General features: G+C 59.8%; 11 protein-coding genes. 4 read left to right on the top strand and 7 right to left on the bottom strand.

Translation table 11 applies throughout. The features are described 5' to 3' along the window. Together G547_RS0114890 and G547_RS0114885 are read right to left on the bottom strand one after the other, a co-directional pair. Nucleotides 1–948: a histone deacetylase family protein gene (locus tag G547_RS0114890; RefSeq protein WP_027330533.1), complete on the bottom strand. Its 948-nt coding sequence runs from the start codon at nucleotides 946–948 to the stop codon at nucleotides 1–3. 28 nt (nucleotides 949–976) lie between these two features. Next, nucleotides 977–1696 (bottom strand): DUF1499 domain-containing protein, encoded by a 720-nt coding sequence (locus tag G547_RS0114885; protein ID WP_027330532.1) that lies wholly within the window; start codon nucleotides 1694–1696, stop codon nucleotides 977–979. A gap of 98 nt (nucleotides 1697–1794) precedes the next feature. On the opposite strand from G547_RS0114885, the gene G547_RS0114880 reads away from it, so the two are divergent. Then, a complete protein-coding gene (locus G547_RS0114880) occupies nucleotides 1795–2511 on the top strand; it encodes a DUF6445 family protein (protein ID WP_027330531.1) in 717 nt (238 codons plus the stop codon). Between the two features lie 47 nt (nucleotides 2512–2558). On the opposite strand, the gene G547_RS0114875 is transcribed toward G547_RS0114880, so the two are convergent. Together G547_RS0114875 and G547_RS0114870 are read right to left on the bottom strand one after the other, a co-directional pair. Beyond that, the gene (locus G547_RS0114875) at nucleotides 2559–4091 is read right to left on the bottom strand and encodes an alpha-N-arabinofuranosidase (RefSeq protein ID WP_245573494.1); all 1533 of its coding nucleotides are present in this window, start codon (nucleotides 4089–4091) and stop codon (nucleotides 2559–2561) included. A gap of 192 nt (nucleotides 4092–4283) precedes the next feature. Continuing rightward, complete coding sequence (locus G547_RS0114870; protein WP_027330529.1) at nucleotides 4284–5063, bottom strand: 4'-phosphopantetheinyl transferase family protein; 780 nt, start codon at nucleotides 5061–5063, stop codon at nucleotides 4284–4286. A 186-nt stretch (nucleotides 5064–5249) separates the two neighbouring features. On the opposite strand from G547_RS0114870, the gene G547_RS0114865 reads away from it, so the two are divergent. Genes G547_RS0114865 through G547_RS0114855 form a run of 3 tightly spaced genes read left to right on the top strand, consistent with a single transcriptional unit; the run spans nucleotide 5250 to nucleotide 7753 of the window. Beyond that, nucleotides 5250–6362 carry an S-(hydroxymethyl)glutathione dehydrogenase/class III alcohol dehydrogenase gene (locus G547_RS0114865; protein ID WP_027330528.1) on the top strand — a complete coding sequence of 371 codons (1113 nt, stop codon included), beginning with the start codon at nucleotides 5250–5252 and terminating at the stop codon, nucleotides 6360–6362. Between the two features lie 12 nt (nucleotides 6363–6374). Further along, nucleotides 6375–7214, top strand: coding sequence for an S-formylglutathione hydrolase (gene fghA, locus G547_RS0114860; protein WP_027330527.1), 840 nt, complete (start codon nucleotides 6375–6377; stop codon nucleotides 7212–7214). Nucleotides 7215–7225: 11 nt separating this feature from the next. After that, nucleotides 7226–7753, top strand: coding sequence for a YgjV family protein (locus tag G547_RS0114855; RefSeq protein ID WP_245573493.1), 528 nt, complete (start codon nucleotides 7226–7228; stop codon nucleotides 7751–7753). Between the two features lie 3 nt (nucleotides 7754–7756). Here the strand turns inward: G547_RS0114855 and G547_RS0114850 are convergent, their stop codons facing one another. The 3 genes from G547_RS0114850 to G547_RS0114840 form a co-directional block, all read right to left on the bottom strand. Further along, nucleotides 7757–9619 carry a DUF3413 domain-containing protein gene (locus G547_RS0114850; protein WP_036188950.1) on the bottom strand — a complete coding sequence of 621 codons (1863 nt, stop codon included), beginning with the start codon at nucleotides 9617–9619 and terminating at the stop codon, nucleotides 7757–7759. Nucleotides 9620–9857: 238 nt separating this feature from the next. After that, on the bottom strand, nucleotides 9858–11270 hold the full coding sequence (locus G547_RS21715; protein WP_036188946.1) for an efflux transporter outer membrane subunit: 1413 nt from the start codon (nucleotides 11268–11270) through the stop codon (nucleotides 9858–9860). Next, nucleotides 11263–14400 carry an efflux RND transporter permease subunit gene (locus G547_RS0114840; RefSeq protein ID WP_027330524.1) on the bottom strand — a complete coding sequence of 1046 codons (3138 nt, stop codon included), beginning with the start codon at nucleotides 14398–14400 and terminating at the stop codon, nucleotides 11263–11265. The genes G547_RS21715 and G547_RS0114840 overlap by 8 nt, the downstream gene beginning before the upstream one ends. Nucleotides 14401–14402 lie beyond the last annotated feature (2 nt).

Below are 14402 nucleotides of genomic sequence, written 5' to 3'. Positions count from 1 at the left end.
TTACAGCTTCGCTAATGCCTTGATGTGTGCCACGGCGCTTCGTCCCAAGGCCGACAGGTTGTAGCCCCCCTCCAGAGTGGAGACGATACCTCGGCAATGCTGTGAAGCATCGGCCCCCTCGCGGCTGTCGTCCACGAGGGTTCGTAACTGCTCACTCACCCATTGATAATCCCGGTCGGTCAGCCCGATGGATGACATGTCGTCTTCTTCGTGAGCGTCGAACCCGGCGGAGATCAATAACAACTGCGGCTTGAACTCGGCCAGCGCCGGCAGCCATCGCTCGGAAATGGCCGCGCGAAATTCATCGCTGGTGCAAGTGGCCGGCAGAGGCACATTGACGATGTGCTCGACATTCACATCCACCGGCGTGCCGGGGTAGAAGGGGTGTTGAAAGCTGGAGCAAAACAGCACCCGAGGCTCGTCATAAAACATCGTCTGGGTGCCGTTGCCGTGGTGGACATCAAAGTCCACGATGGCGACCCGCTCCAGGCCATGGTGCTCCAGGGCATGGGTGGCGGCGATGGCGACGTTGTTGTACAGGCAAAACCCCATGGCCCGGTCCGGCTCGGCGTGATGGCCGGGTGGGCGAACGTTGCAGAAGACCGCATCGGTCTCGCCCGCCATGACCAGATCCACCCCGTGCGCGGCGGCGCCAGCGGCATGACGGGCGGCCTCCAAGGTACCCGGTGAGAGGTACACATCGGTATCAAAAGCGACAATGCCCTCGCTCGGCGACGCTTGCTCCAGACTGTCCAGGTAGTCCGCCTCGTGCACACGTAACAGTTGCTCGCGGGTAACCGCCGGTGCCTGTCGGTGCATCACCAGTCCGTCCACGCCGCTGGTGAGTAGGCGGTTGTTGATGGCATCCAGGCGCTCCGGGCACTCGGGGTGGCCCTCCGGCATCCGATGCTGGTGGCAGCTGGGGTGGCTGATAATAGTGGCTAGCATGGGCGTCCCTCCGTTGAAAGCCGGTTGGCTACAGGTTTTCCTGAAGCGCTTCCATAAACACTTTGATGCGCTGGGCGTTGGCCCCCACATCGCTTTTCCCCAGGCGGGATTTGCTGCGCACATCCACCCGGCTGCCGTCTTCGTGGGGTTGAATGCGAATGACAATGTCATCCTTGAAGCCGAACCAGAGGGTGGTGTCGGTGGCCTCGATGCGGCTGGGCACCTCGGCCCCGGCGAGCGCCCACCCCTGGTTACTGACAGCGGACAGGGCCGCGTCGAATACCGCTTCGGGGGGCTTATCCACGATCAACGGCTGAATGTTCGGGTAGGCCTCCCGCTGCTGTTTGGCGGTTTCCTCACCCGCGTACCCGGGCGGGTTGGGGGCGTCTTTGCGCAGGGGCAGCACAGCAACGAATTCGGGTGGGTTGTCCAGGTCGGTACTGATGTCGTGAATCGGAGGGACCGACTTTGCCGTCTGCCACTGACTGAAGGGCAGGTAAAAACTGAACAGGCCCACCACGGCAGAGATGGCCAGAGCGGAGGTCAAGCGGCCGTGAGGCTTGCGCCACAGAGCGTAGCCGATGATCAGTGGCACGCTGGCAATGCCGATAATGGCGCCCCAGCGCAGCAGCGTAAACGCCTGCCCCAGTTCCAGCCAGCCGTTGCGATAGCTGGGGCCGGCGGCAAAGACCAGAAACAGGGCGATAAACCCGCTGAGCACAGCGATGATGCCGAGGACTTTTTTCATAATGAAACCTTGTTGTGGTCGGGTTGAATACCTGAGTACACTTTACCTCTAAAATTCGCGTGGTTTCCCATTTTCGATCACAAACAGGTTGGCGTCCAATGGCCGTTGTTCAAGAGCCGGTACTACGCCGGCACCCGAAGTGTCGCGTACAGGTGGATACCATCGGTCGGGAGCGCCAGCCCGTGGTCTGTATTGATCAGTTCCTCGACGGCGCCGGTGCCCTGCGGGCCCACGCCATCGCCCAAGGTGGCTTCCACGATAACACGGGTTTTTATCCGGGCCTGCGAACCCCCGCGCCTCGGGCGTACTATCAGGTGCTTTACGAGAACCTGCCGGGGCTGATCCAGGAGGTGTTCGGCCTCGGGCGCGATGAGCTGGCCAGTGTGGAATCCTCCTACTCCTTGGTGACCACGCCCCCCGAAGCACTCCACCCGGTGCAGAGAATCCCCCACTTTGATTCCAATAGCCCCACGGAGCTGGCGATGATTCACTTCCTGTGTGAGCCAGGGCAGGGCGGTACCGGTTTTTATCGTCATCGGGACACAGGCTTTGAGTCAGTCGATGTATCGCGTCGGGATCGCTTTCTGGCGGCGCTGGAGGCGGATGCCAAGGCGGGGCGAGTGCCCTCCCCGGCTTATATCAACGGCGATACGGAACAGTTCGAACGAATAGCCTCCTACGAGGCGGTCTTCAACCGGCTGCTGTTGTACCGCTGCACCAGTCTGCATTCGGGGAATATTGCGGAGGGGTTTTCGTTTGAGACCGACCCCGAGAAGGGTCGGTTGTCGATCAACACGTTTTTACTGAATACATGATCGGAAAGCCGGGACCGCGCCACCGGCCTTCCAATGTTCAGAAACGCTTACAGGGTCAATGTCACCAGCGATTTCGCGGGCATATCCACGATCAACTTGCCGTCTTCAACGCGGGCGCCGTCAAACTCGACAGGCACCAGGTTGTTCGGCTGGTCGAAGGTGTTGTGGGCGTTCATGGCCTCGGCGGTCAGGATGCGCCCGGCGCTGACGTTCACGTTGTCCATGTCTTCCAGCTCAATCTCCACGGTTCGTGCCTGATTCGGATCGATATTGGTCAGGCTGATGTGGGTGCGGCCTTCTTTGTCCATGGACGCGGTGGCACTGAGCGCGGGTAGTGACTTGCCGTCATAGCGGTATTTGCCCTCGTTCAGCTTGAACTTGAGCGCCGTGGCATCGCGGTGGACCTTGTACATATCAAATACGTGATAGGTCGGGGTCAGCAGCATCTGCTCGCCATCGGTCAGAATCATGGCCTGCAGAACGTTCACGGTCTGAGCGATGTTGGCCATTTTTACCCGGTCCAGGTGCTGGTGGAAAATGTCCAGGGTTACCGAGGCGGTCAACGCGTCGCGCAGGGTGTTCTGCTGGTACAGGAAACCGGGAATACTCCCTTCCTGTTGTTCGTGCCAGGTACCCCACTCACCCACAATCAGCCAAACCCGCTTTTCGGGGTCGTGCTTGTCCATCATCTTTTTATGGCCAGTGATGATCTCGTCCATTTCGATGGCCCGGTCCATCAGCTCGAACCAGTCGCTTTCATCGAAGTCCACGGCCTGGCCCTTGTGGGTCTCCCAGGAACCCTGGATGGTGTAGTGGTGCAGATCCAGCCCGTCGATCATGTCGCCGGCCCGCTCCATGACAACGTCGGTCCAGTTGTAGTCCGCCCCGGCGGCGCCGGCGGCGATGCGGAAGGGTTTGACGTTTTCATAGGGGTGGAGGAAGGTGGCAAAGCGGCGGTACAGGTCCGCGTAGTATTCCGGGCGCATATTGCCGCCACAGCCCCAGCTCTCATTGCCCACGCCCCAGTATTTGACGTTCCAGGGCTTCTCCCGACCGTTTTCCGCCCGCAGCTTGGACATGGGGCTGTTGCCGGGGTGGTTGATGTATTGCCACCAGTTCGCCATCTCCTCGACGGTGCCGCTTCCGACGTTGCCCACCACGATGGGGTCGGTTTCCAGCTCGGCCACCAGGTCCATGAACTCGTGGGTGCCCACAGAGTTGTCTTCGGTTACGCCGCCCCAGAGGTTGTTGACCACGGAGGGGCGCTCGTCCTTCGGACCGATACCGTCTTCCCAAAAGTAGTAGTCGGCGAAGCAGCCGCCGGGCCAGCGCAAGTTCGGAACGCCCAGCTCTTTCAGGGCGTCGACCACATCATCACGGATGATGTAGTCACCGTTGTCGTCTTTTTTCCACAGGCCGTCATAGATGCCGCGGCCCAGGTGCTCAGCGAAGTGGCCGTAGATGTGCCGACTGATAGTGCCAGCGCTCTCTTCGGTCTCAACGGTCATTTTATGGGTGGAAGCCGCCATGGCCGGCATGGCCAGGCTGGCAGAGAGGATGATGGAACTCAGCAGTTTCATAAGCGATCCTTTTTATTAACGTCTTTTTTGAAAGGCGGTCGTAGTGTCGGTCGGAGCAATAAAATATCATACGATAAATACTGGGCGCGAGCCTACACGAGGCTTTTTGCCAGGATGAAGCTCTTTACAGAGCTTTACAGAGGGCCCGTGGGCCGGTGGCGGCGCGGCCCCCGGCTGTGCTTTACTGCTGGCCTATTGAAGCCGGATCGCGTGTCCGATGCGCTCTAGCGGCTCGAAGGTCTCACCGGGAATCAGTTTGTAAAAGTGGGGGGAGGCGTCCTGAGCGCGCGGCTGGCGAAGCGCCAGCGAGAGACAGTAGTCGTCCTCCAGCTCGTAGTGGTGAAACTGCCACTCCCTGGGTTCATCCTCAAGTTCGGGGTCGAATTCAGCGGTAATCAGCCCATTGTTGTCGATGTCAAAGCGGACCTTGTCCAGGCCGTTGGCGATTCCCAGGCCCCGGGCCTTCAGGTAGGCCTCCTTCAGCGTCCAGAGGCGGAAAAAGTACTCGGATTGCCGTGTTTCGGGCTGGGCGGCCAGTGTTTCGGCCTCCTCAGCGCTGAAAAAGCGTTGGGCCAGGTCCAGTAGTGACTGTTGATGGTGTCGGCGTTGAAGGTCGACGCCAATCTGGTTGTCCACCGTGACACCGACGGCCAGCCAGTCGCCGCTATGACTGAGATTGAAGCTCAGCTCGTTCATGGGGGACTGGTCTGCCAGGCGAGGTTTGCCTCGGGCGCTTCGCTCGAACTCCCACGCTTTGGGCGGCATGCTGTCGGAGTACTGCGACAGGCTGGCGCGCAGGCCCGCGCGGGTAATGAGCTGGCTGTCCCGCAGTTCGTCCCGGGAGAAGTCGTGCACGCGCTTCCGCTCCTCCTCGCTCAGCCATTTCATGTAGATGGAGCGCTGAGGTTCGAGGTCGATCGACCGCCGGTCCACCAACCAGAAATGGACGATGTTGTTTGGCATCAGAATCATGGTGTCGCTCTAGTTGTCGTGAATGGCTACCCTAGGGTTATAGGTCCCCCATGCGGCAATATCAACCGTCGGCCGTGAAACCCGGCACCCCTCGAGACGTAAAGGTCTCAAAAAGTGACTTTGACGAACCGGTGTTCGGTCGTCTAACCCGTTACAATTGGCTTACTGTTTAAGAAGGAGATGTTCATGATCAAATCACGTGCGGCCGTGGCCTGGGGCCCGGGCAAACCCTTGTCTATTGAAACCGTGGAGGTTATGCCTCCCAAAGCGGGGGAGGTGCTGGTCCGGGTTGTGGCCTCCGGTGTGTGCCACACCGATGCGTTCACCCTCTCCGGGGACGATCCGGAAGGCAACTGGCCGGCTATTCTGGGCCACGAAGGGGGCGGCATCGTGGAGCAGGTGGGCGAGGGCGTGACCGGCCTCAAAGTGGGCGATCACGTCATCCCGCTTTATACGCCCGAGTGTGGCGAGTGCAAGTTCTGCCGTTCCGGCAAGACCAACCTCTGCGGCAAAATCCGCGCGACTCAGGGTAAAGGCGTAATGCCTGATGGCACTTCGCGTTTCTACAAAGATGGCGAGCCCATTCATCATTACATGGGGTGCTCGACGTTCTCGGAATACACTGTCCTGCCGGAAATCTCGCTGGCCAAGGTGAGTAAGGAAGCCCCGCTTGAGGAGGTGTGCCTGCTCGGTTGTGGTGTTACCACCGGCATCGGCGCGGTTCTCAATACCGCCAAGGTGGAGCCAGGAGCAACCGTCGCCATTTTTGGCTTGGGCGGCATTGGCCTTTCGGCGATTATCGGTGCCACCATGGCCAAGGCGGGACGCATAATTGCGATTGACCTCAACGAGCGGAAATTCGATCTGGCCAAGAAGCTGGGGGCGACTGACTGTATTAACCCCAAGAATTACGACAAGCCGATTCAGGAAGTGATTGTCGACCTCACTGATGGTGGCGTGGACTATTCCTTTGAGTGCATTGGTAACGTCAATGTCATGCGCTCGGCCTTGGAGTGTTGCCACAAGGGGTGGGGCGAGTCGGTCATCATCGGTGTCGCCGGTGCGGGCCAGGAAATCAGTACCCGTCCGTTCCAACTGGTGACCGGCCGGGTGTGGCGCGGGAGCGCGTTTGGCGGCGTCAAGGGCCGCACAGAACTGCCCGGAATGGTGGAGCAATACATGCGCGGCGATTTCAAGCTGGACGACTTCATTACCCATACCATGCCGCTTGAGAAGATCAACGACGCCTTTGATCTGATGCACAAGGGCGAAAGTATTCGCAGTGTGATCCACTTTTAAAGAGGAGGCGCTATGACGCTGGAACTGCAGAGCAGCAACAAGTCGTTCGGCGGATGGCACCGCCAGTACACACACGAGTCCGAGGTGCTCAACTGCACCATGCGCTTCGCGGTGTTTTTGCCGCAGGCCGCTGAGGTGAGCAAAGTGCCCGCGGTCTACTGGTTGTCGGGGCTGACCTGTACCGATGAAAATTTCATGCAGAAGGCGGGTGCACAGCGTGTGGCCAATGAGTTGGGCCTGGCGATTGTCGCGCCGGACACCAGCCCCCGTGGTGAACAGGTACCGGATGCGCCAGATGGCGCTTACGACCTGGGCCATGGGGCGGGCTTTTACGTCAATGCCCTCAAGGCCCCCTGGGAAACGCACTATCACATGTATGACTACGTTTTCCGGGAGCTGCCCCAACTGGTCGAGAGTGAACTGCCCATCAACAGCCAGCGCTCGATTGCGGGTCACTCGATGGGCGGGCATGGCGCCTTGGTGATGGGCTTGCGCCACCAGGATGTTTACCGCTCCATCTCCGCCTTCAGCCCCATCTGCCACCCCATGGATTGCCCGTGGGGTCGTAAGGCGTTTACCGAATACCTGGGAGACGATGAAGGCTTGTGGCGCGAGTACGACGCCAGCGAGTGGCTCAAGGAGGAGGGCAGCAAGCTGCCGATTCTGGTGGACCAGGGGGAGGCGGACAACTTCCTTCAGGAGCAACTCAAACCCGACACCCTGAAAGCGGCCGCGCAAGCCTCGGGCGCGCCTCTGACGTTGCGGATGCAGCCAGGATACGACCACAGCTACTACTTTATCGCCACATTTATTGAAGATCACTTGCGCTTTCACGCGCAGCATCTGAAGTAAGGTCGCCTGCCTTGTCCGATATCATGCTCGTTGCTGGCCAGGCGCTCGGTCTGGTCAGCTACGGCTTGGGGGTGTATTGCTTTTTCCAGCGAGACGACCGCAAGCTGAAAATCTTCATGTTCATCCTGCAGTTCAACAACTGCTTGCACTTCGCCCTGCTCGGCGCTCCCACGGCCGTGTTGAGCTCATTCCTGGCGGTGATCCGTACTGCGCTTTCATTGAAAACCAGCTCGCGCCTGGTGGCCTGGCTGTTCATCGGGGTCAGTCTTCTGCTCGGCGGTTGGTTGGCGGAACGGTGGTACGACTGGCTGCCCGTGATCGGTGCCTGCATTGGCACCTATGCCCTGTTTTGCCTGACCGGTATCCGTATGCGGCTCGCCTTTTTAGTGGGGGCGAGCTTCTGGTTGGCCAACAACGTGGCGGTGGGCTCGATCGGTGGAACCCTGCTGGAGGTGACCCTGATCAGTGTCAACTCCAGCACGATTGTCCGTTTGTGGCTCGCCCAGCGGCGTGACGCCGGCAATCAACCGCGAGGATAGACCTTAAGGGTAGAAGCGGGACTGCTCCTCTAGCGCTTGCCGGATGATCTTGGTCGGAAGTGGCGTGTTTTCCAGCGGTGCCAGTTCCTGGCTGAGCAGATCGATCCCACCGGTGGGGTAGGTGACCAGCTGCAATGTTTCGGTCAGCAGCGCGGAGTTCATGTAGCTGTGGGCGATGGTCCAGTCGCGCTCCGGTGAGGCGAATAACCCCTCACCGGTCGCATATTGCTCTGTAGGGGTATCACCGCAACCAAGCAGACCTGACATCAATGTCGGCGCGACGTCAAAGTGCTCGGTCGGCTCTGATATTTGACGGGGCGCCTTCCCGGGCCAGTGGACCACCAGGGGAACCTGTAGCTGGTAGCGAGTGAAGTTGCTGCCGTGGCCCCAGTAGTTCTTGCCGTTGTCGTTGAACTCCTGACCATGGTCCGAGGTGATGACGACCACGGTGTTTTCCAGCAACTGCCGTTTTTCCAGATCGCTCAGCACCCGTTGGATCTGTTCGTCAACAAACCGCACTGTGGTTTTGTACACGTTCTTGAACGGCTCCGGGTCGAACTCATTGTCCAGCGCCAGTTGGTTGACCGGGTCCCAGTAGGGTTGGATACGAGGGTAATCGGGCGGCACCTCGTAGTTGTGGGGGGCGTCGTAAAACAGAAAACCAAAGAAAGGAGCCTTTGCGTGCTGGTCGCTGCGTGCCTGCGTGAACGCCAGCCAATCGTCGGTAATCTGGATGTCTCTCTGCCAGGAGGTGTCGCCGGGCGTTTTGAGGCGCAAGTCGCTGATGGAAGCAAACACATTGCGATCAAATGCGGGGCTGACCAGCGTGGCTGAGGCGAGCACTTTGGTTTGGTATTGAAGAGCTTGCAGCCGCTGGATCAGTACCGGCGGTTGCTGGTGGGCACTGAAGGCATCCCAATAGTTGGCGGGCAAGCCGTAGAACAGAGTAAACAGGCCGGGCTTGGTGGCATTGCCGTTACTGTAGTGCCTGTCAAAGGTCATGGCCTGGCGAGAGAACTGGTAAGTGCTTGGCATCCAGCGCGGGTCCAGCATGTCCCAGCGCAGGGAGTCCACCACAACCACCAGAAGGTTTGGCGTGGCCTTTGGTGGCTCGCAATGCAGAGCGGCCTTGGGATAGTCGAGGTCCGACGTGGCAGCCGACTGGTTCAGGGACTCGGCCATGCGGCTGTCTCGCACCTGCTGCGGGTCCACCAGACCGTACTCGTTGAAAAAGCGTTTCGCGGTTGCCGCATGGTATAGCGGAAGGTGACGGGCAACGCCGGTAATGCGGCTGTTGTAGTGGGCGTCGGCCCAAGCATTCCAGCCGTGGGCGGCCAATTGGCTGGTGCCCAGAAGCAGGAGCGGAACCCATAAGCCTGTGCGGAATCGGCTGTGGCGCCAAAGCTGACGGGCAACTTGCCACTGTAGAAGGGCAATAGCGACAATGGCGGTGATACCGACCACCCAGGTCAGCCAGGAAAACGAAAATATCTCGGTGCCACCGCCCATAACCAACTCGATCACGAAGCTCGACACATGAAAGCGAAACTGGTGATAGACGACGGTGTCGAGCAATAGCAGCGACAGGCCCAGGGTTCCGAGCATCACGGCAACCGGTCGCAGAAAACGTGCCGGAAGAAGCCAGCTGATCAGTAGCAATGGCAACCCAAACAGCCAGGCCAGCAACGAAAACTGCGCAATAAAGGCCAGCGTGACATAGACGCCCGTGCCCACATCGGGAATATGAATCCAGGGCAGATAGCGCACACCCATCAAGGCGGCGATAAAACTGTTCACTACAATAAACCAACCGCTCCAACGAAGACGTTCCTTGGAGGAGTGCTGGCTCTTTGACAGGAAAGACATTCAGTGGCTCCTTGCGACTCTCGTCTGAGGTCACAGGTTAAGAGCGACGCTCTAAGGGACCTGTTCTCGATATCGCTTGAATATGAAAACTCGACGCTAATAAGCTAACAGAACGGAGAAAAATAATGCGTAAAAAAGTGTTGGCGAGACCGGCTGCATTCAACGGCACTTCGCCAAGTGTGTATTGACAACATGGGACCACTCAGCGATGGGGCAGCCCCATCGCTGAGGAAGACGTTTAAAGGCTGTGGTTCCAGCCACCGCCCATGGTTTTGAACAAAGTGGCGCTGGCCGTCAAACGGTTGCTGAGCGCCTGGCTTAAGGCAAGCTGGGCATTCAGCAAGCCTCGTTGAGCGTCCAGCAGCTCGTAGAAGCCGATGCGCCCGGCGTCGTATTGCAGTTGCGCCAGTTCAAGGGTTTCCTGAATGGCCTGAGTTTGTCGGCGCACGGCGGCCACACGTTGGTCGGCGGTGCGGTACAGCGTCAGTGCGTCCCGTGTTTCTTTGAACGCGCTGATCACCGACAGCTGGTAGTTGCTCTGGGCTTGAGCCAATTGCGACTCGGCACTGTCCACGCGCGCACCGGTGCGGCCGAAGTCAAACAGCGGGCCGGCCAGGTTTGCGCCGACGCTCCACATTTCCGCCGGGGCGGTAAACAGGTCGCTGGCATCGAGCGCGGCGCTGCCGCCCAGTGCCGTCAGGTTCAGACTCGGGAAGCGCTGGGCTTGCGCCACGCCCACTTGTGCGGTGGCCGCCTTGAGGTTGGCCTCGCTGGCGCGGATGTCGGGCCGGCGTTGCAGTAACTCCGAGGGTAAAACGGTGGGGAGGGAGTCCGGCAAGGCAATGTCCGAGAGTTTACCGTCACCGAAATTCAGGGCCCCGATTAACGCTCGCGGTTCGTATCCGGCCAACACCGCCAGAGCACTGCGTAGTTCATGAACCTGCTGCACTTGCAGCGGCAGTTGAGCCCGTGTGGTTTCCAGCTCCGCGCGCGCCTGTCGGATGTTCAGGGGATCACTGGCGCCACTGTCATAACGCAGTTGCTCAAGTTCGAGCGTCTGTTCTCTCGAAGCGATGGTGTCTCGGGTGATCTGCAATTGTTGCTCGGCGGCTCGAAGGTTGAAGTAGGTCGTGACCACCTCGGTGATCAGGTTCAGCCGAACCGCTTCGGTGCCATAAATCGTTTGCGCCAGTCGGGCAGCCGCCGCTTCTTTTTCTCGCGCCAGGCGTCCCCAGAGGTCCAGCTCGTAACTCAGCACGCCGGCCACGGAGAACTGGTTTCCGATCTGGCCTCCGCCTTGAACCGCTGGCGCCACCTCGGCGGAGGTAAGCGCGCGGGTGGCGTCCGCCTGGGCACTGAGAGAGGGCCAGCGGTTGGCCTTGCTCAGGCCGAGTTCGGCCCGGGCCTGTTCGATCCGTTCGATCTGAACCCGAAGGCTCAAGTTGTCGTCCAGCGACCGGCTCACCAGTTGGTTGAGCGTCGGGTCCTCGAAACGGGTCCACCACTGTTGCCAATCTTGCGTGGTTTGCGTCTGGGGAGATTCCCCGGGCCACTGCTCGGGTAGTTCGGGTGCTTGAGCCCGGTAATCCGGGCCCATGGCGCAGCCGCTGGCCAAGGCGATTGCTGCCGCCAATACCGTCAGTTTACGCATGGCTTTCACTCCCCTTGTTGCGCTTGCGGTTCTGGTTCCAGCTCACCAGGTCTTCCAACACTTTGTAAGTCAGTGGCACAAACAGCAGTGCCAGGGTACTGGCCAGTACCATGCCGCCCACGACCACGGTACCGATTTCCTGGCGGCTGGCTGCACCAGCGCCGGTGGCGAATACCAACGGCAGCGAGCCGATGATGAAAGTCGCGGCGGTCATGATAATGGCCCGGAAGCGCTGTCGAGCCGCCGCCATCGCGGCCTCGGTGGAGCTCATGCCTTGGCGGCGGTTTTGCGCCGCAAACTCCACAATCAGAATGGCGTTCTTGGCGGCCAGCCCGATCAGTACCAGCAACCCGACCTGGAAGTAAATATCGTTCGGGTAGCCCCGCAGCAATGACGACAGCGCGGCACCCAATACGCCGAAGGGAATGGCGGTCGCTACGGCAATGGGCAATGTCAGCCGTTCGTATTGCGCGGCCAGAATCAGGAAGACCATCAACAGACCGAGGCCGAACGCGGCGGTGCCGGCACCGGCGGCGGCATCGAGTTGATAGGCTTCACCGACCCACCCGATTTGCACATCGGCGGTTTTCTGTAGCTCTGCCACCACGTCTTCCAGCGCCACTTTGGCCTGGCCGGTGGTAAAGCCCGGGGCCGGGTCGGCCATGAGGTTGGCAGCCGGGTAGATATTGAATCGGTTGATGATGTCGGCACCGGCGGTGCGCTCCAGCGTCACCAGAGAACTCAATGGCACCATTTCACCGTTGTTCGAGCGAACGAATACATGGCGCAGGTCGTCCGGCTGGTCCCGGTACTCGCCTTCAGCCTGCATATTCACTCGCCATAACCGCCCCTGATAGGAAAAGTCATTGACGTAGGTGGAGCCAAAGGTGCTTTGCAATGTGTTGAATATGTCGTTGATCGGGACATTCATCGCCTTGGCTTTTTCCCGGTCCACATCCGCGTGGTATCGGGGGATGGCGGTGTTCAGCGTACTGCGAACATTGGTCAGCTCTGGTCGTTGGTTGGCGGCGGCTACCACTTGCTGGGCCAACTCCCCGACGCGCTCCGAATCCGCGTCTTCCCGTACCTGCAGGTAGCCTTCCACCCCACCGGTCAGAGACAGCCCCTGAATGGGTGGCGGTGTGAACGCCATGACGTTGGCCTCTTGAATGCCCGCGCCCATGGCCATGATGCGCCCGGTCATCTCGGATGCGCTTTGCCCTTCGCCGGTTCGTTGGTCCCAGTCTGCGAGGCTGATGAAGCCTGCCATGGCATTGCTGCGCAGCGAGCCCGCCACAATGTCGAAACCGGCAAAGGAGGTGAATTGGTCCACTTCGTCCATTGCCACCAGTTGTTCCGACAGTTTGTCCCGCACCGCTTCGGTGCGACCGAGTGCCGAGGTCGGTGGCAGGTAGGCAACGGCCAGTGCCGTGCCCTGGTCTTCCTGTGGCACCAGCCCCGAGGGCAGGCGGCTCAGAGAAAAGACCGTGGCCACGATGAAAAACGCGAGCAGCCCCAGGCCAATAACCCAATGCTTGACCAGTTTGCCCACCAGATTGACGAAACCGTTGGTGATTTTCTCAAAGCCGCTATTGAACAACTGAAACGGCTTGCTGACCGTGTGTGGCTCTTTGTCGAGCAGCAGGGCACACATGGCGGGGGTGAGCGTCAGGGCCACCACACCGGAGACGACCACCGAGACCGCGATAGTCACCGCAAACTGTCGGTACAGCTCGCCACTGAGGCCACCGAGGAACGCCACCGGTGCAAATACGGCCACCAGTACCAGCGTGGAGGAGATCACTGCGCCGGAGACCTGTTTCATGGTTTCAATGGAGGCTTCGCGGGCTTTCATTCCTTCTTCGGTGATCAGCCGCTCCACGTTTTCCATCACGATGATCGCGTTGTCCACCACGATCCCGATGGCCAGTACCAAACCGAACAGGGTCAGCATATTCACCGAGAACCCCAGCGCCTGCATGCCGGCAAAGGTACCGATCAGGGAGACGGGAATGGCAGCCACGGGGATCAGTGTCGCTCGGATGTGTTGCAGGAACAGGAACGTCACGAGGACCACCAACGCAACGGCGATCAACAGAGTGATGATCACTTCATTGATGGAGACTTCCACGAACTCCGTGGTGTTGTAGGCAATTTCGTATTCCAGGCCGGCCGGGAAATTTTCAGCCATGTCATTCAGAGCGTCATAAATCCGCTCCGCGGTTTCCAGTGCGTTGGCTCCCGGTTGCAGATAAATGCCCATAGGCACGGCGGGTTCGCCGTTATAGGTTGCGGTGAAATCATAGCGCTCGGATCCGAGCTCCACCCGGGCGACATCCCCCAGACGCAAACTGCTGCCCTGCTCATCGGTACGGATAATGATCTGCTCGAAGGCTTCGGGGTCCGCCAGCTGGCCTCGGGTGGTCACACTCAACGTAAAGGGTTGATCCTCGGGCGCCGGTTCCGAGCCGATACGCCCGGCCGCGTATTGAGCATTCTGCTCCCGGATGGCAGTCGCGACGTCCGTGGTGGTCAGTTCGTACTCCGCGAGCTTCGCCGGGTCCAACCAGATGCGCATGGAGTAATCCTGCGCGCCGAACAGGGAGGCATCCCCCACGCCTTCCAGACGCACCAACTGATCAAGCACGTTCAGCAAGGCATAGTTGCTGATATCCAAAGTATCCAGACTGCCGTCGGGTGACGAGAGTACCGGCACCATCAGAATATTCGTGGAACGCGACTCCACCCGTAGGCCCAGATCGCGAACCACCTGTGGCAGGCGCGGGGTGGCGGCCTGAACACGGTTGTTGACGTTGATGGCGGCCTGATCCGGGTCGGTGCCCATTTCAAAGGAGATGGATATCTGCAGGGAGCCTGCGTCGGTACTGGTGGATTCCATGTAGATCATGTCGTCCACGCCGTTGATTTCCTGCTCGAGCGGCGCCGCCACGGATTCCGCCAGCACTTCCGCGCTGGCGCCGGGGTAGGTGGCGCTGACCACGACTTCCGGCGGTACCACGTTGGGGTACTGCTCTACCGGCAGCACGCGCAGTGAGGCGATACCGGCCAGCATGATGATGACCGAGATCACCGATGCGAAGATCGGTCGGTCAATAAAAAAGCGCAACATGC

The organism is Marinimicrobium agarilyticum DSM 16975 (assembly GCF_000423345.1).
GTDB classification, from domain to species: domain Bacteria; phylum Pseudomonadota; class Gammaproteobacteria; order Pseudomonadales; family Cellvibrionaceae; genus Marinimicrobium; species Marinimicrobium agarilyticum.
This window is presented reverse-complemented; position numbering and strand designations above follow the sequence as displayed.